The 24630-nt window shown below is 69.9% G+C and carries 17 protein-coding genes; 9 read left to right on the forward strand and 8 right to left on the reverse strand.

Annotated features, from left to right (window positions below; all coding sequences use genetic code 11):
• Window positions 1-98 precede the first annotated feature (98 nt).
• Window positions 99-2675, reverse strand: coding sequence for an aminopeptidase N (pepN, locus tag OHS16_RS20795; RefSeq protein WP_328538728.1), 2577 nt, complete (start codon window positions 2673-2675; stop codon window positions 99-101).
• 320 nt (window positions 2676-2995) lie between these two features.
• On the opposite strand from pepN (OHS16_RS20795), the gene OHS16_RS20800 reads away from it, so the two are divergent.
• Window positions 2996-3547 (forward strand): hypothetical protein, encoded by a 552-nt coding sequence (locus tag OHS16_RS20800; RefSeq protein ID WP_328538729.1) that lies wholly within the window; start codon window positions 2996-2998, stop codon window positions 3545-3547.
• Window positions 3548-3671: 124 nt separating this feature from the next.
• Here the strand turns inward: OHS16_RS20800 and OHS16_RS20805 are convergent, their stop codons facing one another.
• Together OHS16_RS20805 and OHS16_RS20810 are read right to left on the reverse strand one after the other, a co-directional pair.
• Entirely contained in the window at window positions 3672-4700 is a 1029-nt protein-coding gene (locus OHS16_RS20805; RefSeq protein ID WP_328538730.1) for an aspartate-semialdehyde dehydrogenase, read from the reverse strand.
• Between the two features lie 205 nt (window positions 4701-4905).
• The gene (locus tag OHS16_RS20810; RefSeq protein ID WP_328538731.1) at window positions 4906-8217 is read right to left on the reverse strand and encodes a S8 family serine peptidase; all 3312 of its coding nucleotides are present in this window, start codon (window positions 8215-8217) and stop codon (window positions 4906-4908) included.
• Window positions 8218-8436: 219 nt separating this feature from the next.
• On the opposite strand from OHS16_RS20810, the gene OHS16_RS20815 reads away from it, so the two are divergent.
• Together OHS16_RS20815 and OHS16_RS20820 are read left to right on the forward strand one after the other, a co-directional pair.
• Window positions 8437-8895: an NUDIX hydrolase gene (locus tag OHS16_RS20815; protein WP_328538732.1), complete on the forward strand. Its 459-nt coding sequence runs from the start codon at window positions 8437-8439 to the stop codon at window positions 8893-8895.
• A gap of 219 nt (window positions 8896-9114) precedes the next feature.
• On the forward strand, window positions 9115-10863 hold the full coding sequence (locus OHS16_RS20820; RefSeq protein WP_328538733.1) for a TIGR03767 family metallophosphoesterase: 1749 nt from the start codon (window positions 9115-9117) through the stop codon (window positions 10861-10863).
• A gap of 25 nt (window positions 10864-10888) precedes the next feature.
• Here the strand turns inward: OHS16_RS20820 and OHS16_RS20825 are convergent, their stop codons facing one another.
• Both OHS16_RS20825 and pepN (OHS16_RS20830) read right to left on the reverse strand, forming a co-directional pair.
• Entirely contained in the window at window positions 10889-11962 is a 1074-nt protein-coding gene (locus OHS16_RS20825) for a hypothetical protein (protein WP_328538734.1), read from the reverse strand.
• A 224-nt stretch (window positions 11963-12186) separates the two neighbouring features.
• The gene (gene pepN, locus OHS16_RS20830; protein WP_328538735.1) at window positions 12187-14760 is read right to left on the reverse strand and encodes an aminopeptidase N; all 2574 of its coding nucleotides are present in this window, start codon (window positions 14758-14760) and stop codon (window positions 12187-12189) included.
• Window positions 14761-14890: 130 nt separating this feature from the next.
• On the opposite strand from pepN (OHS16_RS20830), the gene OHS16_RS20835 reads away from it, so the two are divergent.
• Window positions 14891-15529, forward strand: a complete 639-nt coding sequence (locus tag OHS16_RS20835; RefSeq protein ID WP_328538736.1) for a mycothiol-dependent nitroreductase Rv2466c family protein — start codon at window positions 14891-14893, stop codon at window positions 15527-15529.
• A 171-nt stretch (window positions 15530-15700) separates the two neighbouring features.
• Here the strand turns inward: OHS16_RS20835 and OHS16_RS20840 are convergent, their stop codons facing one another.
• Window positions 15701-17077: an amino acid permease gene (locus OHS16_RS20840; RefSeq protein ID WP_328538737.1), complete on the reverse strand. Its 1377-nt coding sequence runs from the start codon at window positions 17075-17077 to the stop codon at window positions 15701-15703.
• Between the two features lie 259 nt (window positions 17078-17336).
• On the opposite strand from OHS16_RS20840, the gene OHS16_RS20845 reads away from it, so the two are divergent.
• Window positions 17337-17921 (forward strand): biotin transporter BioY, encoded by a 585-nt coding sequence (locus tag OHS16_RS20845; RefSeq protein ID WP_328538738.1) that lies wholly within the window; start codon window positions 17337-17339, stop codon window positions 17919-17921.
• A 132-nt stretch (window positions 17922-18053) separates the two neighbouring features.
• On the opposite strand, the gene OHS16_RS20850 is transcribed toward OHS16_RS20845, so the two are convergent.
• On the reverse strand, window positions 18054-19508 hold the full coding sequence (locus tag OHS16_RS20850) for an amino acid permease (RefSeq protein ID WP_328538739.1): 1455 nt from the start codon (window positions 19506-19508) through the stop codon (window positions 18054-18056).
• An 86-nt stretch (window positions 19509-19594) separates the two neighbouring features.
• Here OHS16_RS20850 and OHS16_RS20855 point away from each other — a divergent pair, with 86 nt between their 5' ends.
• Both OHS16_RS20855 and OHS16_RS20860 read left to right on the forward strand, forming a co-directional pair.
• Window positions 19595-20086 (forward strand): ribose-5-phosphate isomerase, encoded by a 492-nt coding sequence (locus OHS16_RS20855; RefSeq protein ID WP_328538740.1) that lies wholly within the window; start codon window positions 19595-19597, stop codon window positions 20084-20086.
• On the forward strand, window positions 20086-20895 hold the full coding sequence (locus OHS16_RS20860) for an Fpg/Nei family DNA glycosylase (RefSeq protein WP_328538741.1): 810 nt from the start codon (window positions 20086-20088) through the stop codon (window positions 20893-20895). Before OHS16_RS20855 ends, OHS16_RS20860 begins: the two co-directional genes overlap by 1 nt.
• 124 nt (window positions 20896-21019) lie before the next feature.
• On the opposite strand, the gene OHS16_RS20865 is transcribed toward OHS16_RS20860, so the two are convergent.
• Window positions 21020-22249, reverse strand: a complete 1230-nt coding sequence (locus tag OHS16_RS20865; protein WP_328538742.1) for a GNAT family N-acetyltransferase — start codon at window positions 22247-22249, stop codon at window positions 21020-21022.
• A 104-nt stretch (window positions 22250-22353) separates the two neighbouring features.
• On the opposite strand from OHS16_RS20865, the gene OHS16_RS20870 reads away from it, so the two are divergent.
• Both OHS16_RS20870 and OHS16_RS20875 read left to right on the forward strand, forming a co-directional pair.
• Entirely contained in the window at window positions 22354-23517 is a 1164-nt protein-coding gene (locus OHS16_RS20870; RefSeq protein WP_328538743.1) for a PP2C family protein-serine/threonine phosphatase, read from the forward strand.
• 224 nt (window positions 23518-23741) lie between these two features.
• Window positions 23742-24551 (forward strand): ABC transporter ATP-binding protein, encoded by an 810-nt coding sequence (locus tag OHS16_RS20875; RefSeq protein ID WP_328540927.1) that lies wholly within the window; start codon window positions 23742-23744, stop codon window positions 24549-24551.
• Window positions 24552-24630 lie beyond the last annotated feature (79 nt).

Below are 24630 nucleotides of genomic sequence, written 5' to 3' on the forward strand. Positions count from 1 at the left end.
CGCGTCGCAGGGGGCCCCACCCCCGAGCGCACCGGGCAGAGCGGAAGGGGGCGGGAAGGGGGACGGCCCTGCCGGGCCGTCCCGCCCGCCCACCGCACCTACACGCGCGCGGCAGCCGCGTCAGCGGCCTGGGCGCGCAGCGCCCGCTCCACACCCGCCCGCGACTCCGACATCAGCCGGCGCAGCGCCGCGCTCGGCGCCGCCGACGCCAGCCACGCGTCCGTCGCGTCCAGCGTCTCCTGGGACACCTGCAACGACGGGTACAGCCCGACCGCCACCTGCTGAGCCATCTCATGGCTGCGCGAGTCCCAGACGTCCTTCACCGCGGCGAAGAACTTCTCCGTGTACGGGGCGAGCAGCTCCTGCTGGTCGGTCTGGATGAAGCCCCCGATCACCGCTTCCTGGACGGCGTTGGGCAGCTTGTCGGACTCGACGACCGACTCCCAGGCCTCCGCCTTGGCGCTCTCGACCGGACGCGCCGCACGCGCACTCGCCGCGTGACGTTCACCGGCCGAGGTCCTGTCCCGTTCCAGCTCGCCGGCGATCTCCTCCTCGTCGAAACGGCCGACGGCGGCGAGGCGGTGCACGAACGCCCAGCGCAGTTCGGTGTCGACGGCCAGGCCCTCGATCGTCTCGGTGCCTTCGAGCAGCGCGTTGAGCAGGTCCAGCTGGATCGGCGTACGCGCCGTCGCGGCGAAGGCACGGGCCCAGGCCAGCTGATGGTCGCTGCCCGCTTCGGCGGCCCGCAGATGTGCCAGCGTGGCGTCGGTCCACTGGGTCAGACCCCGCTCACGCCAGGCGGGGTCCGCGTACAGGTCGAGCGCCAGCTTCACCTGACGGTGCAGCGACTGGACGACACCGATGTCCGACTCCTTGGCGATACCGGAGAGCACCAGCGCCAGATAGTCCCGGGTGGCCAGCTCGCCGTCGCGGGTCATGTCCCAGGCGGACGCCCAGGACAGGGCGCGGGGCAACGACTCGGCGAAGTCGCCCAGGTGCTCGGTGACGACCCGCAAGGACTCCTCGTCCAGACGCACCTTGGCGTAGGACAGGTCGTCGTCGTTGAGCAGGATCACCGCGGGGCGCGGGGTGTTCTGGGGGAACGGCACATCGGTGCGTTCGCCGTCGACGTCGAGTTCGATCCGGCTGGTGCGCACGAGCTTGCCGTCGTCGTCCAGGGCGTAGCAGCCGATGGCGATGCGGTGCGGGCGCAGCGTCGGCTCGCCCTTGGCGCCCGCGGGCAGTGCCGGTGCCTCCTGCCGCACGGCGAAGGAGGTGACGTGTCCCGCGTCGTCGACCTCGATCTCCGGGCGGAGGATGTTGATGCCCGCGGTCTCCAGCCACGCCTTCGACCAGGCCTTGAGGTCACGGCCCGAGGTCTCCTCCAGCGCACCGAGAAGGTCGGAGAGGCGGGTGTTGCCGAAGGCGTGCTGCTTGAAGTACGCCTGCACGCCCCGGAAGAACTCGTCCATCCCGACGTAGGCGACCAGCTGCTTCAGCACCGACGCGCCCTTGGCGTAGGTGATGCCGTCGAAGTTGACCAGGACGTCGTCCAGGTCGTTGATCTCGGCCATGATCGGATGGGTGGAGGGCAGCTGGTCCTGGCGGTAGGCCCAGGTCTTCATGGAGTTGGCGAACGTCGTCCAGGACTGCGGCCACTTGGAACCCGCCGCGTACGCCTGGCAGGCGATCGAGGTGTAGGTGGCGAACGACTCGTTCAGCCAGAGGTCGTTCCACCACTCCATGGTGACCAGGTCGCCGAACCACATGTGCGCGAGCTCATGGAGGATCGTCTCGGCACGCGCCTCGTAGGCGGCGTCGGTGACCTTGGACCGGAACACGTACTGGTCGCGGATGGTCACGGCGCCCGCGTTCTCCATGGCCCCGGCGTTGAACTCCGGCACGAAGAGCTGGTCGTACTTGGCGAAGGGGTAGTCGTAGTCGAACTTCTCCTGGAACCAGACGAAGCCCTGCCGGGTCACATCGAAGATCGCATCCGAGTCGAGGTACTCGGCCAGCGACGGACGGCAGTAGATGCCGAGCGGTACCGACGTGCCGTCCTTCTCGTAGGTGCTGTGCACCGAGTGGTACGGACCGGCGATGAGCGCCGTGATGTACGTCGAGATCCGCGGTGTCGGCTCGAAGTGCCAGACATGGTCACGGGGCTCGGGCGCGGGCGAGTTGGAGATCACGGTCCAGCCCTCCGGAGCCTTCACGGTGAACCGGAAGGTCGCCTTGAGGTCGGGCTGCTCGAAGCTGGCGAAGACCCGGCGCGCGTCGGGGACCTCGAACTGGGTGTAGAGGTACGCCTGGTCGTCGACCGGGTCGACGAAGCGGTGCAGGCCCTCACCGGTGTTGGTGTACGCGCAGTCGGCGACCACCCGCAGCTCGTTGTCCCCGGCGAGCAGCCCGGACAGGGCGATCCGGGAGTCCTTGAAGAGTGCGGAGGCCTCCAGCGGCTCGCCGTTGAGAACCACCTCGTGCACGGTGGGCGCGACCAGGTCGATGAAGGTCTCGGCCCCGGCGTCCGCGGATGCGAAGCGCACGGTCGTCACGGACCGGTAGGTGCCGCCCTCCTGCGCTCCGCTCAGATCGAGATCGATCTCGTAGGCGTCCACGGTGAGCAGGCGCGCCCGCTCCTGCGCCTCTTCGCGGGTCAGATTCGTGCCAGGCACCTTGGGATCTCCTCGGTATGTGGATGGGGCGGCCCGGCGCGCCTCGACGGGGCCGACGGGCGGGCGTATCCGGTCATCCTTCCACGCCGCGGTGGGGCGCAGCAGGCGAGTGCGGGGGCCGGCCGTCCAGCGGTCCGTCCGGCCGCCCGGCAGGCCGTTTCATCCGGGCAGCGGCCCCGGCGCAAGGTGCTCCGGGAGCGGGGCGGCCGTGGGGGACCCTTCAACATTCCATTCTTGACAGGTTGGAGTCGCACCTTCTATGTTTGACATGTCGGGGGAGGAACCCGGCGGAGAACGTCAGCGACTGATGGGGGCTCAAAATGAACTACCTGCGCGGTTTCGTTCCGTGGATCGCCTTCGCCGTTGTCTCGTCGGCCGGCTGGCAGTGGGGTGCGTCGGCCGCGCTGGTGATCGGCGGGTGGCTCCTCGTCAGGGACCGCCAGGCCGGTGAGGAGGCCGGTGCGAAGATCCTGGAGATCAGTACCGTGGTGTTCTTCGCACTGCTCACCGCGTTCGCCTTCGCCCGCCCGGACAGCGGTCTTCAGCACTGGAGCGGCGCGCTTTCGCTGGGCTGGCTGGGGCTGACGGCCTGGGCGACGCTGGCCGCCGGCCGCCCCTTCACCACGGGGATCGCCCGGAAGCAGGCGCCGAGCGAGGTGTGGCACACCCCGCTCTTCCGCCGGATCAACGTGGTGATCACCGCCTTCTGGGCGGCGTCCTTCACGCTCACCGCCGGGGCGGTGACCGCCATCAGCTCCGCAGGTTTCGGCAGCACGGTCTCCACCCTCGCGCAGATCGCGGGCTTCGTGGTCGCGGCGGTCTTCACCGCCCGCTATCCGGCGCGCGCCGCCGCCCGCTCGGTCCATGCCTGAGCATGCAGGCGCGGCAGCGGGAGACCGGCCGCATCACTGCCGCAGCGACCTGTCCGTACCGGACAGGTCGCTGCGGCAGTGATATGCGGTGGTGTTCCGCGGGGCGGGTGCATCCACCCCGGGATCAGCCCTTGAGCTCGGCCGCCACCAGCTCCGCGATCTGGACCGCGTTCAGTGCGGCACCCTTGCGGAGGTTGTCGTTGGAGACGAAGAGGGCGAGACCGTTCTCGACGGTCTCGTCGTTGCGGATCCGGCCCACGTACGAGGGGTCCTGGCCCGCCGCCTGGAGCGGGGTGGGGATCTCCGAGAGCTCCACGCCCGGCGCGTCCTTCAGCAGCTCGTAGGCGCGCGCCACGCTGATCGGGCGGGCGAACCGGACGTTGATCTGCAGCGAGTGACCCGAGAAGACCGGGACCCGGACACAGGTTCCGGAGACCTTGAGCTCCGGGATCTCAAGGATCTTGCGGGACTCGTTGCGGAGCTTCTGCTCCTCGTCGGTCTCGAAGGAACCGTCGTCGACGATCGAGCCCGCCAGCGGCAGCACGTTGAAGGCGATCGGGCGCTTGTAGACACCGGGCTCGGGGAAGTCCACCGCCGCGCCGTCGTGGGTCAGCTTGTCCGCGTCGGCGACGACCTTCGACGCCTGCCCGTGCAGCTCGGCGACACCGGCCACACCCGAACCGGAGACCGCCTGGTAGGTGGCGACGATCAGTGCTTCGAGGCCGGCTTCGTCGTGGAGCGGGCGCAGCACCGGCATCGCGGCCATGGTGGTGCAGTTCGGATTGGCGATGATGCCCTTGGGGCGGTCCGCGATCGCGTGCGGGTTGACCTCGGAGACCACCAGCGGGACCTCGGGGTCCCGGCGCCATGCGGAGGAGTTGTCGATCACGACGGGTCCCTGCGCGGCGACCTTCTCGGCGAGCGCCTTGGAGGTGGCGCCGCCGGCGGAGAAGAGCACGATGTCCAGACCGGAGAAGTCCGCGGTCGCCGCGTCCTCGACGGTGACACCCTTGCTCCGCCAGGCGAGCGTGGTGCCCGCGGAGCGCGCGGAGGCGAACAGCCGCAGCTCGTCGACCGGGAAATCCCGTTCAGCGAGGATCTTGCGCATGACCGTGCCGACCTGACCGGTGGCTCCGACGATTCCGACCCTCACGCTGACTCCTCCGTACGTGGTGCGCACCTGCTGCGCACAGCTGCCTGCCGCGGGCGGCGGCACCATGATGCGTATGTCTGACGGCGCCTTGTCCAATCCATTGTCCGGGGTGCGGACAGCGGAAGGGGTAAAGGGACAGGCACCGGTTCTGGTGCCTGCCCCCCTGCCCTCTCACTCACACCGTTCTGTGCCGCGCTTCACACGGTTACGGAGTGACCTTCGCGATCTGGACGCTGCCCGTGCCGGCGACCGTGCCGCGGTTGTTCAGCAGCTGCACCTCACCGAAGAACTGCCGTCCTTCGGGGGCCGCGCTGCCGGCCACCACATTTGCGCTGACCTGGGCCGAAGCCCCGTTGGCCAGCTTCACGGCCTTCGCGTCGTCCACCTGGACCGAGCCGAGCGACGGCGCGTAGTAGACGTCGCGGTAGTTGTACGCCGTAGATCCGGAAGGCACCGAGTAGGCGTCGACCCAGATGGTGTACGTGCCGGCGGCCGGATTGAGCAGGCTGACCGACTCCTCCGAATCGCCGTCCGCGGACTGCCCGACCTGCACGCCGTCCCTGAGGACCGTCAGGTCCAGGTCCGCCGAGGTGTCGGAGACCCCGCCGATGGCGGCGTCCAGACGCTCCACACCGGCGCCGATGGTGACCGTGGTGATCTGCCGATCGCCCTGCTTGATCGTCGGCTTGGTGACGACGGCGGAGCCGAGTGAGCCGCCCTTCAGCTTGCCGTCGATGGCGGCGAAGCCGTTGGTGATCTTCCACTGCACCGGGGCCGGGGTACCGGTCTTCGCCTCGGGGACGACCTGCACCGCAGGGTCGAAGGAGGCGCCGAGCAGCTCGACATCCAGCTTGTACGGGTTGTCGAGGTACGACGACGTACGGCGCGACTCGACCTCGATCTCCCAGACGCCGGCCTGCGGGTCCGGGTAGGAGCGCATGTCCGGCCGGCAGGTGTTGGCCGGGTTGTCGTAGTTCGGGTAGCAGCTCGGAGTCGACGTGTCGTCGACAGCGACACCGTAGGGGTGGATGGAGATGAACCGGGTCTGGCTGCCCGAGCGGAGTGCGCTCATAGCGACCTGAAGGCTCTTGGCGCCCTCCGGCACCGTCACGAAGTAGGACCTGGTGCTGTTGCGCTGCACCGAGCCGGACGCCTTGAAGGCGTATGAGGGCTTGGCCAGCGGGGTGGAGACGATCACCGTGGCGAGGATCTGCTGGTCCACGCCCACCGTGCGGGGGTCGTTGACCTCCAGGATCGCGCTGTGCACGCCCGCCGACCGAGGCTGCGCCCGGACCTTGACGGTGACCGGCTCGCCCAGCGGCAGCGCGACGCTGCCGGAGCCGAGCAGTGAGTAGGTGCCGTCGTTGTTCTTGATCGACAACTTGTGCTTGACCGCGCGGTCAGGACCCGTGGTCCGGGTGATCGTGACGGTGTACGTCTTCTTCTTCCCGGCCTGCAGGCCGCCCTCGCGGTCGTAGATGCCGGTGCCGAAGCCCGGCGTCTTGAGCGCGTCGTCGATCGCGGTGTCGACCGGGGCCTTGACGCTGTACTCATGCGCGGTCGCGCCCGCCTTGATCGCGTCCCAGGCGCCCAGGACGTTGATCAGGCCGGCACCCTCGGCGTACGCCTGGACGCCCTTGATGTGCGTGGCGGTCGAGGTCAGCGCGGTACGCAGATCGGCCGGCGGCAGGTCGATGTGCTTCTGCTTGGCCGCCGAGAGCAGCAGCGCCGCAGCGCCCGCTGCCTGCGGAGAGGCCATCGATGTGCCCTGGAGCATGGAGTAACCGGCGGGCAGCGAGTAGCCCGACTCCTTGACCGGGGCGCCGGGAAGCCAGGTCTGCGTGGAGTTGACGGAGGCGCCGGGCGCGGAGAGCGTCGGGGTGAAACCGCCGTCCTCACGCGGACCGCGGGAGGAGAACGGCAGCATGTCGTACTTCTTCGTCACCCCCGAGCCGTAGTTGGACGCCCAGGTCTCCTGCGAGATGGTGGCGCCGACCGAGATGACGTGGTCGGCGAGGCCGGGGTCCCCGATGGTGTTGACGCCGGGGCCCTCGTTGCCGGCCGAGATGACCAGCTGGACACCGTAGGTGTCGATGAGCCGCTTGTAGAGCTCGGAGCGGGCGTTGTTGCCGTCGTTGAGCGCCGGCAGGCCGCCGATCGACATGTTGACGATGTCCACACCGCGGTTCACGACGAGGTCCATCATGCCCTCGGTGAGCGCCACGTTGGTGCAGCCGCCGCTCCAGGTGCAGGCACGCGACGAGACGATCTTCGCGCCGGGCGCCGCTCCGCTCATCCGGCCGCCGAACAGGCCGTTGGCGGCGGTGATGCCCGCGACGTGGGTGCCGTGCTCGGACTCGATGACGCCGATGTTGACGTAGTCGGATGTGCTGCCCGCGGCGTCGTACACGACGTTCTTGCGGATCTCCACCACGAACGGGATGCGCTCGACGACCTGGGTCGCCGGGTTGTCCTTGCCGAAGTAGCCGATCTGGAACTTGTCCTTGTACGGCTTCATGGGGGTGTCGTCGGTGAAGTCCCCGTTGTTGTTCAGGTCGACCCGAACGGTTCCGGCGACCGGGTCGTACAGCACACCCCACTCGTCGGTGGTGTCGCCGTCCCGGTTCAGGTCGCCCTTGGCGTCGCCGCCCGCGGTGACCGCCTCACGGAAGATGCTGACGTCGTACGAGCCGGCCGGAGCCGTCCAGCTCCGGCCGCTGTAGGTGAACGACGGCCCGCTGACCGCGCTGTTCATCCGGCGCCAGGTCAGGTCGCCGTCCGCGACCGGGTCCGTGGACGTCACCCAGTCGACGATCTTGCGCTCGCCGGTGGTGGTCTTCTTCAGCGCGGGGTGGCCCAGGTCCACACCGGCGTCCAGTACGCCGATGGTCACGCCGCGGCCGTCCGCCGTGGGGTGCTGCTTCACGAAGTCCACCGCGCCCGTCTCGAAGGACGGGTTGTAGGGGTTCTTCGCGGGTGTGTTCTTGTCCGGTGCCCGGTACTCACCCGATGCGGTCGGGCGGACGTTCGCGCTCCTGACCGTGTCGCCCTGCGGCGTCGGGTCGTCCAGCTTGATCTCCTGCTTGAGATCGATCCCGTGGACCGAGGAGAGCTTCTCCGCCGCCTTGATGGCCGAATCGGCCCGGGGGGTCGGCAGCGTGGCCCTGACATAGCCGAGCTTGTCGTCGGTCTTGCCGACGAGTGCGCCGGACACGGCGTCGAACTGCCTGCGCACCTGCTCGGTCGCGCCCGGTGCGGTGGCGACCATGACCGTGACGGTCTTGGCGCCCTGTGCCTCGGCCCGGTCGAGCAACTGCGCGTCGGACGAGCCGAGTTTGTCCGCCGGGGACCTGGCGGCCTTCACTCCGGACGGCGCGGGATCGTCCGCACCTGTGGTGGCAACGGCGGGGGCCACGCCGGCGGCGGCGAGCGCGAGCACCACGCCCGCGGCGGCCGCGATACGGGACGTGCGTCTCGCCCGGGTTATGGAGCTGGGGAATTCGAGGGTCATCAGCATCCCTGGATGTGAAAGAGGGTCCGGAATTCGGTGTCCGGTGACCGGTTAGCTTTACGTAAGTGACAGCTGTTTGGGGAGAGATGTCCGAGGCGTGATGAGTTCATGGCGGACTTCCGCCATACGCCACTGCGGACATAGCGGCTCCTAGCGGGTCATAGGTGTTCCTCCTCCCGGGCGCCGTCCGGTGGTCCCCCGAGAGGCAGCCCGTAGCCTCACGCAATGAACAAGGAGCTCAGGGTGGCCGCGTACGCCATCTGCGTACGCGATGAACGGATCCTGCTGGCCCGCTGGGTGGCGCGCGACGGAGTCAAGCGCTGGACCCTGCCGGGCGGTGGAATGGATCACGGCGAGGACCCGCTCGACACGGTCGTCCGGGAGGTCGCGGAGGAGACCGGATACAGCTGCGAACCGGTGTGCCTGCTCGGCCTCGACTCGATCACCCGCCGCTATCCGCGCAAACTGGGAACGTTCGCTGACTTCCACGGCCTGCGCATCGTGTACGAAGGCCGGATCACCGGCGGCGAACTGCGCCCCGAAATCGGCGGCTCCACCGATCTGGCGGCCTGGCACCACCTCGACGAGGTCGGGACACTCGACCGTGTCGACCTCGTCGACGCCGGACTTGAGCTGTGGCGGGAGCGGCCACCGCTGGGACGGGCCGGCTACCCCGGACGGTGAGCCGGCTACCCCGGACGGTGAACGGCGCGTGAGCGCCCCGGGGCGAACCGGAGAGAGCCGGATGACGGTTCGCGGTCGCGAGTGATCCCTGTGTGGTGATCGGTGTTGCCCGTTGCGGTCTCGTTCACGCGCAGGTCACGCCCGGTGTCAACCATCAAGGAGGAGCGGGGATTCCACCCCGCCGGCCTTGCAGATGCGTTCGCACCCGGGAGACCGCGCATGTCACGCACACGCTCCGCGATCAACCTGTTCGACCGCCGCGCCTTCCTCGCGGCCACCGGCGCGGTGGGCGTCGCCACCGGAACGGCGGTGGTCACCGGATCGGGCAGCGGCGCTTCCGCGGCCCCCGTCGAGCCCGTGGCAGTGGCGGCGACCCGGAGTCCGGCCCTCGCGCCCCGTGCGCCGGCCCCCGGAGCCCCGTCACGGGCCGGCACCACCCTGCTCACGTCTGCCGCCCCCCGCACCGGACACCCGGGCAGTGGCTACCGGCGGCTCGGCGACGGGCCCGGCTGGAGCCGGGTGGTGCGTGCCCAGCTGGCCCCGGCGCGCACCGGCAGGGCCGCCCGGCGTACCGCGATGGGTGCCTTCGTACAGCTCACGGATCTTCATCTCACCGATGTCCAGCATCCGGTCCGCGGTGAGTTCCTGCGCCCCGCGGACAGCGCGAGCTGGCGCCCGCAGGAGGCGCTGACGGTGCCCGGCGCGGTCTCACTGATCGAACGGGTCAACGCACTGCGCGGCGGCCCCGCGACGGGTGAGCCGCTGTCCTTCGTGATGACCACGGGTGACAACACCGACAACAACTCCCGGGCCGAGCTCGACTGGTTCCTCAAGGTGATGAGCGGCGGTCGCATCACCCCCGACACCGGAGCCCCGCAGCGCTACGAGGGCGTGCAGAACTCCGGCCTGAAGCACTTCTGGCACCCGGAATCGGCCCTGCGCGACGCGGACAAGCAGCGCGGGTTCCCGCGTATCGACGGCTTCCTCGCGGCGGCCCTGCGCACCGTCAACAGCCCGGGACTGCACCTCCCGTGGTACTCGACCGTCGGCAACCACGACTCGCTGAGCAGCGGTTCGATGGCGGCCCGCGGTCACTTCCTGGCCGACTTCGCGGTCGGCGGCCGGAAGCTCTACGAGGTGCCGGCCGCGGAGGCGCGGGCCCAACTGGCCGCCGACCGCAGGGACGGTGACTTCGACGGCAGCCACTTCGCCGCTCTGATGCGCCGGCACGCCAAAAGCCTGCACTCCGTCACTCCGGACGAGCGGCGCGCACCGTTCACCCCGCGCGACTACCTCACCGCCCACCTCGACCCGGCCCACGCGGGAGCCGGACCGGCGGGCCACGGCTACACCGCGGCCAACCTCGACAGCGACACCCTCTACTACACCTTCCGCATCGCCGATGGGGTGCTCGGCGTCAGCCTGGACACCACCGACCGCGGCGGTCACTTCACCGGCACCGTGGGAAGCACCCAACTGCGGTGGTTGGAACGGACGCTGAAGAGCCACCCGGACGACTGCGTCGTGGTCTTCAGCCATCACAACAGCTGGACGATCACCAACACCCACCCCGACCCCGGGCACCCCGGCGAGGGTCACCACTCGGGCGAGGAGATCGTGGCGCTGCTGAACAAACACCGCAACACAGTCGCCTGGATCAACGGCCACAGCCACCGGAACAGGATCGAGGCGCACGGCTCCTTCTGGGAGATCACCACCGCCTCGCACATCGACTTTCCCCAACTGGCCCGGGTCTTCGAGCTGGTGGACAACAAGGACGGCACACTCTCCCTCTTCACCACCCTGATCGAGTCCGCCGCGCCGCACCGTACGGACTTCGCCGACCTCTCCCAGACCGGGCTTGCCGCGCTCTACCGGGAGCTGTCGTTCAACGCACCCGGCGCCCGCACGGATCTCGGCGGCGAAGCGGGTGACCGCAACACCGAGCTGATCCTGAAGAAGCGCTGACCTTCCGGCGCACCCCCCTGCCGCTTCACCGCGGCAGCACCACCAGATAGGCCGCGGGCTCGCGGTCCGCTGCGGCCATCAGCGCCGTACGCACCACCGCGGCCTGCTCCGCCGGCGCCTCGCGCAGCCTCTTCGGAGTGATGCGGACCACCGTTACCCCCAGCCTTTCGAGATGCTCCCGCTTGCGGGCCGATTCGGCCGCCCCCGGCGATGTCTCCAGTTCCACCGCCACGGCCTGGTCGGGCCAGTACGCGTCGACTCCGCCGAGATACGGCCCGCCGGGCAGCCTCAGGTCCACGTTCCACAGCGGGTCGGAGAACGTATGGGTGCGCACCATCGCGTAGAGCCCGTCCTCGGCGATGGCCCTCCCCTCCGCCACCAGCGCGTCCACCGCGTCCGTGACATGCGGCAGGGACAGCAGCTGCGCGTTCGTCAACTCCCGTACCACTGACGCCGGGTCGCAGTGGCCGCCGCGCACGGCCTCGGTGAGCAGCCTGCGCACCACCTCCGGGTCCGACAGCTTGGCGACGGCGTCGGCGAGGGCGCGCTCCACGGGGGCCACCGGCACATCGGCGATCTGCTGCGGGCCGGGCAGGGTCTGGGTGCGGACCAGGCGGGCGCAGCCCGTGGAGCGGAGCCGGCGGGTACGGGGCACCAGTACGTCGATCCGGTCGACCGCGATCAGCGGGGGAGCGGCGGAGAAGCCGTGCAGGGCAAGCGCCGCGAGACCCGTGACCATGGCGCTGCCGTACGCGGAAGGGGCAGGTCCGGCGTACCGGTCGGGGCCGTGCGACGCGGGGCCGGGCTGGACCGGCACGTGTCCGGCCCTGTCGGCGGGTGGCCGGCCGGCGTAGAGCAGCGCCGCGTGCAGCCGCTCCTCGCCGGTCGGCGGTCCCGGGTGGAGCACGAAGACCCCTGGCAGCAACTGCTGCCAGGGGCCTCCGGGACGGCACTGTGCGGTGGTGCGGGCGGCGGTCACCCCGTGGTCGCGCAGCTGGGCGGCGGAGAGCACCCGGCGCTGGACGGAGAGGTGGCTGAGGGGGCGGGGAGAGAACGGGAACGAGGTCTCTCCGCCACAGAGGGGGGAATTGCGATCCATGCTCCGCAGGTTCCCGCGTTGTGCCCGCCCGCTAACCGCTGTTACACGACCGTCGACAAAACCGGACAACACCGCCCTAAAGTACGGGCGTTCGACTGCCGAGCAGCCGTCGCCCGAATGGCCCCCCACGTCGGCCCACGAATGGACCAAAAGGCCTCTTTTCAGACGGTGGAGTCAGGTTCCGTGTCCGGCGAAGCCGCACCCGGGTGGACCGCCGGAGCCGATTACCCCGCGGCGGCGTCACATGCCTGGCCGCGGAGCGAACGCGCCAGGTCGTCCCGGGCTTCCAGCACCAGGCGGCGCAGCGCGGGCGCCGCGTCCCGGTGTTCCTCCAGCCAGGCATCGGTGGAGTCGAGTGTCGCCCGGTCGTCCTGGAGCCCGGGGAAGAGGCCCTTCACCACCAGCATTCCGATCTGGATCGAACGCTTCGCCCACACACCCTCGATCGCGTCGAAGTACTTCGGTGCGAAGGGCGCGATCAGCTCCCGCTGGGACGCCTGTCCGAAGCCCGCGATGGTCGCCTCCACCAGGGCGTTGGAGAGCGCGTCGGACTCGACGAGCGCCGCCCAGGCCTGCGCCTTGACCGCCGCCGCCGGCCGCGATGCCAGGGCGCGCACATGGTGCCGCTTGCCGGACGCGGTGTCGTCACGGGCCAGTTCCGCGTCGATGGTCCGCTCGTCCGCGACGCCGTGCGAGGCGAGCGGTGCGAGGAGGGCCCAGCGCAGCTCCTGGTCCACTTCGAGGCCGTCGATCCTCGCCGTACCGTCGAGCAGCCCCTGGAGCAGCTGGAAGTCGGTGTCAGAGGCCGCGACGGCAGCGAAGAACCGCGCCCAGGTCAGCTGGTGCTGGCCGCCGGGCTCGGCGGCCCGAAGCTCGTGGAGGGCGCCCTCGGCGAGCAGACTTCCGCCCGTCCCGCGCCACTCGGGAGCGGCGTAGTGGACCAGCGCGCTCTCCGCCCAGGTGTGCAGCATCTGCAGCACCCCGATGTCGGACTCGCGGCCGGCGAAACGCAGCACCAGCGCGATGAAGTCCCGGGCGGGCATCAGCGCGTCCCGGGTCAGATTCCACAGCGCGGACCAGCACAGCGCGCGGGCCAGCGGATCGGTGATGTCGCCGAGGTGGTCCCGAAGGGTGTCCAGCGAGCCCTCGTCGAAGCGGATCTTGCAGTAGGTGAGGTCGTCGTCGTTGACCAGCACCAGATCGGGCCGCTCGGCGCCGGTCAGCTCGCCCACGACCGTCCGCGGACCCGAGACGTCGGCCTCGGCGCGTGCGTAACGCGAGAGCGTTCCGCCCTCGAGGCGGTAGAGGCCCACGGCGACTCGGTGCGGGCGCAGCTCGGGATGGGTCTCGGACGCGTCCTGGAGGACCGCGAGTTCGGTGATCCGGTCACCCGCGTCACAGAGAACCGCCGGGGTGAGCGAGTTGACGCCGGCCGTCTGCAGCCAGGACCGCGACCAGGACGCCATGTCCCGCCCACTGGTCTCCTCGAGCACCGACAGCAGATCGCCGAGCCTGGTGTTCCCGTAGGCGTTCCGCTTGAAGTAGCGGCGGGCGCCCTCCAGGAAGGCGTCCTGCCCGGCGTACGCGACCAGTTGCTTGAGCACCGACGCGCCCTTGGCGTAGGTGATGCCGTCGAAGTTGAGCTTGGCGTCCTCCAGGTCACGGATGTCGGCCGTGATCGGATGAGTGGAGGGAAGCTGGTCCGCGCGGTACGCCCAGGACTTGCGGTTGTTGGCGAAGGTGATCCAGCCGTCGGTGAAGCGGGTGGCGTTCACCATCGAGAACGACCCCATGAAGTCCGCGAACGACTCCTTGAGCCACAGGTCGTCCCACCACACCATGGTGACCAGGTCGCCGAACCACATGTGGGCCATCTCATGCAGGATGACGTTGGCCCGGCGCTCGTAGGCGGCCTGGGTCACCTTGCCGCGGTAGATGTACTCCTCCCGGAAGGTCACCAGGCCCGGGTTCTCCATCGCGCCGAGGTTGTACTCCGGAACGAACGCCTGGTCGTACTTGCCGAAGGGGTACGGGTAGTCGAAGTGGTCGTGGAAGAAGTCGAGCCCCTGCTTGGTGACCGTGAACACGTCGTCGGAGTCGAAGTGCTTGGCCAGCCCCTTCCGGCAGAGGGCACCCAGCGGGATCTCCAGCTCGGTGCCGTCGTCGAACGTCCGCCGGTAGACATCCGTCACCCGGTAGTAGGGGCCGGCCACGACCGCCGTGATGTAGGTGGAGATCGGCTTGGTCGCCGAGAACTTCCACACCCCGTCGGCGAGTTCGCCGTCGCCGTTGCTCCATACCGTCCAGCCGTCCGGGGCGGTCACCTCGAAGAGATAGGGCGCCTTCAGGTCCGGCTGTTCGAAGTTGGCGAAGACCCGGCGGGCGTCAGCCGGTTCGTACTGCGTGTAGAGATAGACCTCGCCGTCCTCCGGATCGACGAAGCGGTGCATGCCCTCGCCGGTCCTGCTGTACGCACACTGGGCATCCACCACCAGGACGTTCTCGGCGGCGAGCCCCTCCAGGGCGATCCGGGCCCCGTCGAAGACGACGGCCGGGTCCAGCGCCTGCCCGTTCAGCGTCACCGTGTTCAGCGACGGCGCGATCAGGTCGGCGAAGGCGGACACTCCCGCCTGCTGCGACCTGAAGCGGATCGTGGTCACCGAGCGGAACGTCCGGAGCCCGTTGTCCGGACCGTCCCCGATCGCCGAGCGCAGATCGAGGGCGACTTCGTACCCCTCGACGGAAAGCAGCTCCGCCCGCCTCCGGGCTTCGTCGCGGGTCAGGTTCTCACCGGGCACGGGACACTCCTTTGTGTATACGATCCGTGTCCGCATCCTCCCACGGGCCGCTCGACGGCGGCTTCCGGGAATGGCCGGAGCCCCTCCGGACGTTGTCCGCCAAGAGACCGAAGCCCTTCCGAGGAGAGACATGTCAGAGAAGACCCCCGTCGACTTCTGGTTCGACCCGCTCTGCCCGTGGGCGTGGATGACCTCCCGTTGGGTGCTCGAGGTCGAGAAGCTGCGGGACATCGAGGTCCGGTGGCACGTGATGAGCCTCGCGGTGCTCAACGAGGACAAGCTCGACGACCTGCCCGAGAACTACCGGGAGATGCTCTCGACCACGGCATGGGCTCCCGTGCGGGTCGTCGTCGCGGCCCAGCAGAAGCACGGCGACGAGGTCGTCGGCAAGCTGTACACCGCGCTCGGCACGCGTTTCCACAACGAGGGCCAGGGCGCGACCCGTGAGGCCATCGCCGCGGCCCTGGACGATGTGGGTCTGCCCGCCGGCCTGATCGACTACGCGGACCAGGACCCCTTCGAGTTCGACGCGGAACTGCGCGCCTCCCACAAGGAGGGCATCGACAAGGTCGGCCAGGAGGTCGGTACCCCGGTCATCGCGGTACCCGGGTCCGACGGTGAGCAGATCGCCTTCTTCGGCCCAGTGGTCACCCCCGCCCCCAAGGGCGAGGAAGCGGCCAAGCTCTGGGACGGCACGCTCATGGTCGCCTCGATCCCGGGCTTCTACGAGATCAAGCGGACCCGCACGCAGGGCCCGATTTTCGACTGAGGCCGTACATGTGCTGAGGCCGTACCCCATGTGCTGAGCCCGTAGCGCGCGGCACGGCAGCCCCCGCGAGCCATGTCCTCGTGGGGGCTGCCGTTCTTGTCCGCCTGCCGTGAGGGGCTGAGAAGACGATCACGAGCAGGACATGTCCCGGCAGGAGGGCCCGGAGGCAGGTCAGTCACGGTCGGCGGTGTGCCGTCCGCGTATCTCCCGCACGCCGGCCACCGCCAGCACTGCCGCTGTCGCACCCAGCGACCACAGCAGCTGCGGCCGCGCCGTGTCATCGGTCAGCATCAGTACGAGAACGGCGGCGAGGCCGGCCAGGGTGGCCCAGGTCAGCCAGGGGAAGCCCCACATCCGCAGCTGCAGCAGCTCCGGTGTCTCCCGTTCGATCCTCCTGCGCAGCCGCAGCTGCGAGGCCGCGATGAGCGCCCAGACGAAAAGCAGCACCGCGCCTACCGCGTTGAGCATGTAGAGGAAGACGCTGTCCGGCCACTTCAGATTGAGCAGTACGGAGACGAAGCCGAAGGCGACCGATGCCAGCACCGCCCGGCGCGGAACGCTGCCCGCGACCTTGAGCAGTCCGCGCGGTGCCTCGCCGCGCTCGGCCAGCGAGAAGATCATCCGCGACGATCCGTAGAGATTGGCGTTGAGCGCGGACAGCAGCGCCACGAAGACGACGATGTTCATGATGGTTCCCGCCGAAGGGATGCCGATCGAGTCGAGCACGGTGACGTACGGCGAGAGGCCGGCCCGCTGCGCGGTCCAGGGCAGCACGGTCACGATGACCAGCATCGACCCCACGTAGAAGAACAGGATCCGGAACACCGCGCTGCGCACCGCCCGCCCGACCGCGCGCGCCGGGTCGTCGGTCTCGGCCGCGGCGATGGTCACCACCTCGAGACCGCCGAAGGCGAAGACGACGGTCAGCACACCGGAGACGACGCCGTGCCAGCCGTTGGGGAGGAAGCCGCCGTCACCGCTGAGGTGGGAGAACCCCACCGGATCGGTGTCCGGCAGGACCCCGAAGACCGCGAGCAGTCCGAGCGCCAGGAACAGAATGATCGCGCCGACCTTCAACGCCGCGAACCAGAACTCGAATTCGCCGAAATTGCGCACCGCGGTGAGGTTGGCGCCGGTGAAGACCACCATGAAGATCAGGACCCAGCTCCACTGCGGCATCCCGGGAACCCAGCTGCCGGCGATCGCGGCCGCGGCCGTCGCCTCCACCGCGAGGACGACCACCAGCAGGAACCAGTACAGCCAGCCCACCGTGAACCCCGCCCACCGGCCGAGTGCGCGTTCCGCGTGCACCGAGAAGGAACCGGACGCGGGCAGCGCCGACGACATCTCGCCGAGCATCCGCATCACCAGCATCGCGAGGGTGCCCGCGATCAGATACGAGATGACGATGCCCGGCCCGGCGACCGCGATCCCGGCGCCCGAGCCGACGAAGAGCCCGGCGCCGATCACCCCGCCGAGGCCGAGCATGGTCAGATGGCGTTGCTTCAGCCCGTGGGAGAGGGGTTCCGCGGGGAGTGGCTCAGACATGGTGCTCGACGCTCACGATGCTCTTGGTGATTTGGTGGGAGTCAACAGTCTCCCCAGCCGGCTGCGTGATGCGCAATGATGATCGAGGCGCTGCTACCTCCAGTGACAAGCATCACGTCGGCGGGAGATTGAACACCCGTCTTTGTATGAAACCCACCAAGCCGTCAACCTCCGCTTTGTGGGCCGCTGATGGTGATCGGGCGCCGCCCCCTGGGCTAACGTCACTCTGTTCCCACCTGCCCTCACCTGCGGAGTCCCGATGAGCACTGCTGCCGTCACCACCCGTCCCGGAGCGGTCCTCGCCGATCTGCTGCCGGCCACCCGCGCGCGGGACATCGCTCTTGTGCTCGGCGGCGCCGCGCTCACCGGCCTCGCGGCGCAGATAGCCGTGCCGATCCCCGGCTCCCCGGTCCCGGTCACCGGCCAGACCTTCGCGGCGCTTCTGGTGGGCGCCTCGCTCGGCACCCGTCGCGGCTTCCTCTCCCTCGCGCTGTACGCGGTGCTGGGCATGGCGGGAATGCCGTGGTTCGCGGACGGCGCGTCGGGCGCCGGCGGCGCCACGTTCGGCTACGTGCTGGGCATGGTGCTCGCCTCCGCCGCGGTCGGCGCGCTGGCCCGCCGCGGCGGCGACCGGTCGGTGCTGCGCACCGCGGGCACCATGCTGCTGGGCTCGGCGATCATCTACGGGCTCGGCGTGCCGTACCTGGCGCTGTCCACCGGGATGTCGGCCACGGCGGCCGTCGCCGCCGGTCTGACCCCGTTCCTCATCGGTGACGCGCTGAAGGCGGCGCTGGCGATGGGCGCGCTGCCCGCCGCCTGGAAGCTGGCGGGCCGCCGCGGCTGACCGGGCCCCGGCCGCGGCGCGTGTACCGCGCGGAACACACGAGGAGGGCCTGCACCCGGACAAAGGGGTGCAGGCCCTCCTCGTATGGTCGTCCGTCCGTCGGACGGGCTTGTGGGCCGGGCCGCCCAGATGTCAGGAACCGGGCCCGGCCACGTCCGGCGCCGCCGGCCCGGCGGCCGCTTCACCCGATGCGTTCCTGCTCCGCTGCCGCACCAGGGCGACGGCCAGGACCAGTGCGGCCACCAGCACCGAGAGCAGCATCTGCTTGCGCCCTTCGGTGTCGTAGAGCATGTAGCCGACGACGAAGAGGATCAGCGCGATCGTCGCCCAGGTGAGATACGGATACAGCCACATCCGCACGGTCAGCCGCTCCGGGGCTTCCTCCTCGATCCTCCGGCGCATCCGCAGCTGCGAGAAGCAGATGACCAGCCAGACGAAGAGCGCGACCGCACCCGATGAGTTCAGCAGGAACTGGAAGACGGTGTCCTTGGCGATGTAGTTGAAGAAGACCGCGACGAAGCCGAAGGCGACGGAAGCCCAGATCGCGACGGCCGGGACGCCACCCTTGTTGACCGTGGCGAAGGCCTTCGGGGCGTCGCCGCGCCGGCCGAGCGAGAAGGCCATCCGGGACGCGGTGTAGAGACCGGAGTTGAGGCAGGAGAGCACGGCGGTCAGCACCACGATGTCCATGATCGTCCCGGCCCCCGGGATGTCCAGGGAGTCGAGCACAGCGACGTAAGGGCTTGCCGCCACCGCCTTGGAATCCCACGGCAGCAGCGTGACGATCACAAAGATCGAGCCGATGTAGAAGAGGGCGATCCGCCAGATCACGCTGTTGACGGCCTTGCGGACGGCCAGTACCGGGTCGGGCGACTCGGCGGCCGCCAGCGTCACGATCTCCGATCCCATGAAGGAGAAGACGACCAGCAGCATCCCGGAGAGGATCGCCCCGGGGCCGTTCGGCAGAAAGCCGCCGTGCCCGGTCAGATTCGACATCCCCGACGCGTTGCCGCCGGGCGGCAGCCCGAAGACGGCGAGCAGCCCGATCACGATGAAGGCAATGATCGAGACGACCTTGATCCCGGCGAACCAGAATTCGAATTCACCGAAGGACCCGACCGAGACCAGGTTCGTCCCGGTCAGCACCAGCATCACCAGAAGCGCCCACGCCCACTGGGGTATCGCGGGCACCCAGCCCGTCAGGATCCCGGCGGCCGCGGTCGCTTCCACGGCCAGCACCACCGCCCAGAAGAACCAGTAGAGCCAGCCGATGGTGAATCCGGCCCAGCGGCCGAGCGACCTGTCGGCGTAGGTGGAGAAGGAACCGGAGACCGGGTCGGCAGCGGCCATCTCGCCCAGCATCCGCATCACCAGCACGACCAGCAGTCCGGTCAGCGCGTAGGAGAGCAGAATGCCGGGCCCGGCGGCCGCGATGCCGGCTCCCGAACCGACGAAGAGACCCGCACCGATCACCCCGCCGATGGCGATCATCGACAAATGCCGGTTCTTCAGGCCTGCCTGGAGTCCGTCGGGGGCGTCGCCGGAAGACGGCCGGCCGGTGACCTGCGGAGGAGGGGTGACACCCATGCGTTGCGTCCCTAACGTCACGAACGGGTCGCCCATTGCGTGCCCCGGTCAGGCGGGGCTCCTACCCCTCGTGCCACACTCGATGCATGCGCGTGTATCTCGGCTCCGACCATGCCGGTTTCGAACTCAAGAACCACCTCGTCGAGTGGCTCAGGGCACAGGGCCACGAGCCCGTGGACTGCGGCCCGCACATCTATGACGCGGTGGACGACTACCCGCCGTTCTGCCTCCGTGCCGCGGTGAGGACCGCTGCCGACCCGGAGAGCCTCGGCATCGTGATCGGCGGCTCCGGCAACGGCGAGCAGATCGCGGCCAACAAGGTCAAGGGTGTGCGCGCGGTGCTGGCCTGGAGCGAGCAGACCGCCGCGCTCGGCCGTGAGCACAACAACGCCAACGTGATCTCGGTCGGCGGCCGGATGCACACGGAGGAGGAGGCGGTGAAGTTCGTCGAGATCTTCCTCGCCACCCCGTACTCCGGCGAGGAGCGTCACCAGCGCCGGATCGACATGCTCTCCGCCTACGAGGAGACCGGAGACCTGCCGCCCGTCCCGGCCCACCACCCGCAGCCCGAGGCCTGATGCCCGAGGGTCACACGATCCACCGACTGGCCGCCGACCACTTCGAGAGGTTCGGCGGCCGGCCTGTGCGCGCGTCCAGTCCGCAGGGCAAATTCTCCGACAGCGCCTCGCTCGTCGATGGGCAGGTCATGGACACCACGGAGGCGCACGGCAAGCACCTCTTTCTCGGCTTCGGCGCGAACGGCTGGGTCCACATTCATCTGGGGCTCTTCGGCAAACTCGGCTTCGGTGCCGTGCCGGCGCCCCCGCCCACCGACACGGTGCGACTGCGGCTGCTCAACGACGGCGCGTACGCGGATCTGCGGGGGCCCACCACCTGCTCGCTGATCACCGACGGCGAGAAGCAGGCGATACACGAGCGCCTCGGCCCCGATCCGCTCCGGCCCGATGACGCCCCCGACAAGGCGTGGTCCCGGATCTCCCGTTCCCGCACCACGGTGGCAGCCCTGCTCATGGACCAGAAGGTCATCGCGGGTGTGGGCAACGTCTACCGGGCGGAAGTCCTCTTCCGGCACGGCATCGACCCGTACCGGGAAGGCAGAGACCTCACCCGCGCGGAGTGGGATGCCGTCTGGGCGGATCTCGTCGCCCTGATGCGTGAGGGCGTGCGGAACAACCGCATCGACACCGTCCGCAGCGAACACACCCCTGAGGCCATGGGGCGGCCCCCGCGGGTCGACGACCACGGCGGTGAGGTGTACGTCTACCGGCGCGCCGCCCTGCCCTGCCATCTCTGCGGCGCCGTGATCCGCACCGCACCGCTCGCCGCGCGCAACCTCTTCTGGTGCCCGGACTGCCAGCGGTCCTGAGCGCACCAGCCGGTGCCGGCAGGGGGCTCGAGGGCTGCCGCGGAGCTCCGGACCTTGATCGAGGGGCTGTTCGCTGGGGGATGCCGCTCCTTCTCACTCCATAGAACCCGTGCGGCCTCGCCCCCTAGAACCCGTGCGGCAGCCAGGGCGCGTGCTCCGAGCCGAAAGCGAGCGACGCCGAGGCCAGCGCCCCGGGCCGCAGTTCCCGCACCAGACCGGCGCCCGCCAGCGCGGTGAGCGGGGTACCGCCCAGATAGGCGGCGCCCAGCTCCCGTACGGACAGTTCGAGATCGGGTGCCTCATCGGTCCGGACACAGGAAGCACCGCCGGTATCGCCGGTCAGCCGCCAACGCCCGCTATTCCACGGGCAGAAGGCGTCCTCGACACCGAACACCACGTCCACCGGGGTCCGGTAGGCACGGGCTCCGAGCGCGGCACCGATATCCACGAGCCGGACATGCAGCACATCACGGACCCGGACCAGGCACCGGCGGATGTCCGACACCAGGTACTGCCAGGGGTCGTCGATGGGCCGGTTGCGGACATGCAGCGCCGAGGTCAGATCGATGCCGAAGAGAAAGCGCCACAGAGCGGCGCTCGCCGCCGGGTCCAGCGCGTCGATGTGCCGCAGTACGACCGAGCCCTTGGGACCCGACGTGTCCCACTCGGGCTTCGTATGGAAACGGGCGTACCCCACGATCCCGCCGTCCCGCTCGGCGACCACACACTGCATGGGTGATGCCCCGTCACGTTCCTCGGGCGGGTCCAGCAGCGGCAGCCGTTCCCAGCCGGGCGTACGGGCGGGCATCCCGGGGCGCGAACCGATCGACCGTACGTACAGGGCCTCGCACTGCTCGGCCACCTCCTGGACCGGCGCGTACCGCAACCGCACGGCGTCGGTCCCCGCCGGGACCGAGAGCGTCACCCGTGAGGTGTCGATCTCGGCGGACAGCTGCCGGCTCGCGATGCCGTAACCGAAGCGACCGTAGATGGCAGGTTCCGAAGCGGTCAGCGCGGCCAGCGGCTCGCCCAGCGCCCGTACGTCGTCGAGCTGCCGCCGCATCATCGAGGTCAGGACACCGCGGCGGCGGTGCGTCGCCGCGACACTGACCATGGTCACCCCGGCCACCGGCACGAACGCCCCTCCCGGCACCGACATCCGGAAGCTGAACGCTCCTGCCGTGCCCACGCAGAGGTCCCCGTCCCAGGCGCCGATGGACCGCTCGAACTCGGTCAGATCGTTCCAGAGCGCGCGCTCCTGCTCGGACTCGGCCACACCGCCGAAGGCACGCATCAATCCCGCATACCAGGTGTCCCAGTCGGCGCGACGCAGTACTTTCAGCTCTGTACTCATGGGCCATGCCTACCAGCGTGGCCCGCACCGAGCGAGTCGATTTCGAACACAATGTCAGAGGGGTCCCCTCCACGGGGCCCGCGCGGGTGGATAAGGTCCGAGCAATGACCCGTGGCGCTGGAGCAGATTCATTCACGGCCCGGATGCGGAAGTCGGCGCACCGGGTCCGGATCGCGCTGCGCAGATCAGGCGTCGACTACTTCAGGGGCGACGGCTCGGACTGGATCGCCCTGGCCGGTCTGCTGCTGACCGTCCCGGCGCTCGCCTGCGCGACGATGTTCACGCCGGTCTGGTGCGCCCCCTCCGCTCTGGTCCTGCCGATCGTGGCAGGCGGACTGCTGCTGCGCCCGGCGAGCCTGCTGGGGCTCTACGCGGCAGCCGCGGCGGCCCTGATCGTCGAGTCGGTCACACTCGGCCCCTACACCCAGGGGCCGGGGCGGGTCACTCCCGGTACGGTCCTCACGGTGGCGGCATGCGGGCTGTTCGGACTGCTGATCGCCCAGTTCCGCAGCAGGGTCGGGGTGCCGTGGCGGCGCGGCGGGACCATGCTCTTCGACCTTCGCGAGCGGATCCGGGTCCAGAGCAAACTTCCCAGGCTGCCACAGGGCTGGCACCGGGAGATGGCGCTGCGGCCGGCCGGCGGACAGTCCTTCTCCGGCGACTTCGTGGTCGCCGCCCGCACCAACGGCGGCCGCACCCTCGAAGTCGTTCTCACGGATGTCTCGGGCAAGGGCATGGACGCGGGCTCCCGGGCCCTGCTGCTCTCCGGAGCCTTCGGCGGACTGCTCGGCTCGCTCCCCCCGCACGGCTTCCTGACCGCGGCCAACGGCTATCTGCTGCGCCAGGACTGGGACGAAGGCTTCGCCACCTCGATCCACCTGGTCCTGGACCTGGACTCCGGCGACTACGAGCTGCTCTCGGCCGGTCACCTCCCCGCACTCCAGCTCCACGCGGGCAGCGGTCGCTGGGAGGAGAAGTCGGGCGAGGGCCCGCTGCTCGGCGTCTACGACGGCGCGCAGTTCGATCCCGCCAAGGGGACACTGCGTCCCGGCGACGTCCTGATGCTGTTCACCGACGGCCTGGTCGAGGCGCCGGACCGCGACATCAGCGAGGGCATCGACCGGCTGACCGGCGAGGCGGACCGCTATGTCTCCTCGACGTTCGAGGGGGCGGCATGGCATCTGATCGAGGCGGTGGCGAAGGATGTCAATGACGACAGGGCGCTGCTGCTGATCTGCCGGGACGCGGACGCGGGACCGGTGCTCTGACGGCTGCCGCGCCACCCCTTTCGGGTCCGCGCGGCTCCGGATGCGGCGCGCGTCTGCGGACTTGGGGACGGACGCGAGGAGCGTGGCACCAGGAGGGCGGGACAGCCCCAGGGGTGGGGAGAACCCCACCCCTGGTCCGCCAGCAGCCGCCATGGTCGGCAGCGGCCGCTCTCCGTAGCGTCGGAGGCGTGGAACATCGGGCGAAGCACGGGAAGGCGGACACGATGGGGCTTCGGCGCGGCACACAGCAGGCCGGACGCGGGATCCAGGAGCCCGCCGCCGACGGGGACCAGGCCGTGGAGCTCCGTGGAGTGCGCCGTCAGTACGGACGCGGCAGCTCAGCGGTGCACGCCCTGCACGGGATCGATCTCTGCCTGCCGCGCGCCGGTTTCACCGCGGTGATGGGCCCGTCCGGGTCGGGTAAGTCGACGTTTCTGCAGTGCGCGGCGGGCCTCGACCGCCCCACCGGCGGCTCCGTACGGCTGGGCGGCACCGAGATCACCGGAATGAGCGAGAACAAGCTGACCGCCCTGCGCCGTTCCCGCCTCGGCTTCGTCTTCCAGTCGTTCAACCTGCTGCCCGCACTCACCGTCGAGCAGAACATCCTGCTGCCGATGCGGCTCGCCGGTGTGCGCCAGGACCGCAGGCGGGCCGCCGAACTCCTCGCCCGGGTAGGCCTGGACGGCACGGCGAAACGCCGCATCGGTGAACTCTCCGGTGGCCAGCAGCAGCGCGTCGCCATCGCCCGCGCCCTGGTCACACGGCCCGATGTGATCTTCGCCGACGAACCCACCGGCGCCCTCGACACCACGACGGCGGCCGAGGTGCTGTCCCTGCTGCGCGAGGCGGTGGACATGCTCGGCGCCACCGTGGTGATGGTCACCCACGATCCGGCGGCCGCCGCCTACGCGGACCGGGTGCTCTTCCTCGCCGACGGCGAGATCGCGGACAGCCTGCCGCGCACCTCGGCGGAGCGGATCGCGGCGCGTATGACGGCCCTCACCGCTCCGGCGTACGCGGGTGCGGTGGCCTGACGCCGCCCCCTCGGAGGCCCGGGAACGCGGGCCCCGCACATACCTGCGGGGCCCCGCCGGACGTACCTGCCGGCCGGGC

It is taken from the genome of Streptomyces sp. NBC_00344 (assembly GCF_036088315.1).
GTDB lineage: Bacteria > Actinomycetota > Actinomycetes > Streptomycetales > Streptomycetaceae > Streptomyces.

Bases quoted from the DNA above. Each gene is read 5' to 3' on its own strand.
- OHS16_RS20860 (WP_328538741.1), top strand. From the start codon at position 20,086: ATGCCCGAGGGTCACACGATCCACCGACTGGCCGCCGACCACTTCGAG.
- OHS16_RS20840 (WP_328538737.1), bottom strand. From the start codon at position 17,077: ATGTCTGAGCCACTCCCCGCGGAACCCCTCTCCCACGGGCTGAAGCAA.
- OHS16_RS20835 (WP_328538736.1), top strand. From the start codon at position 14,891: ATGTCAGAGAAGACCCCCGTCGACTTCTGGTTCGACCCGCTCTGCCCG.
- OHS16_RS20820 (WP_328538733.1), top strand. From the start codon at position 9,115: ATGTCACGCACACGCTCCGCGATCAACCTGTTCGACCGCCGCGCCTTC.
- OHS16_RS20865 (WP_328538742.1), bottom strand. From the start codon at position 22,249: ATGAGTACAGAGCTGAAAGTACTGCGTCGCGCCGACTGGGACACCTGG.
- OHS16_RS20845 (WP_328538738.1), top strand. From the start codon at position 17,337: ATGAGCACTGCTGCCGTCACCACCCGTCCCGGAGCGGTCCTCGCCGAT.
- OHS16_RS20850 (WP_328538739.1), bottom strand. From the start codon at position 19,508: ATGGGTGTCACCCCTCCTCCGCAGGTCACCGGCCGGCCGTCTTCCGGC.
- OHS16_RS20870 (WP_328538743.1), top strand. From the start codon at position 22,354: ATGACCCGTGGCGCTGGAGCAGATTCATTCACGGCCCGGATGCGGAAG.
- OHS16_RS20810 (WP_328538731.1), bottom strand. From the start codon at position 8,217: ATGCTGATGACCCTCGAATTCCCCAGCTCCATAACCCGGGCGAGACGC.
- OHS16_RS20855 (WP_328538740.1), top strand. From the start codon at position 19,595: ATGCGCGTGTATCTCGGCTCCGACCATGCCGGTTTCGAACTCAAGAAC.
- OHS16_RS20825 (WP_328538734.1), bottom strand. From the start codon at position 11,962: ATGGATCGCAATTCCCCCCTCTGTGGCGGAGAGACCTCGTTCCCGTTC.
- OHS16_RS20815 (WP_328538732.1), top strand. From the start codon at position 8,437: ATGAACAAGGAGCTCAGGGTGGCCGCGTACGCCATCTGCGTACGCGAT.
- OHS16_RS20800 (WP_328538729.1), top strand. From the start codon at position 2,996: ATGAACTACCTGCGCGGTTTCGTTCCGTGGATCGCCTTCGCCGTTGTC.
- OHS16_RS20875 (WP_328540927.1), top strand. From the start codon at position 23,742: ATGGGGCTTCGGCGCGGCACACAGCAGGCCGGACGCGGGATCCAGGAG.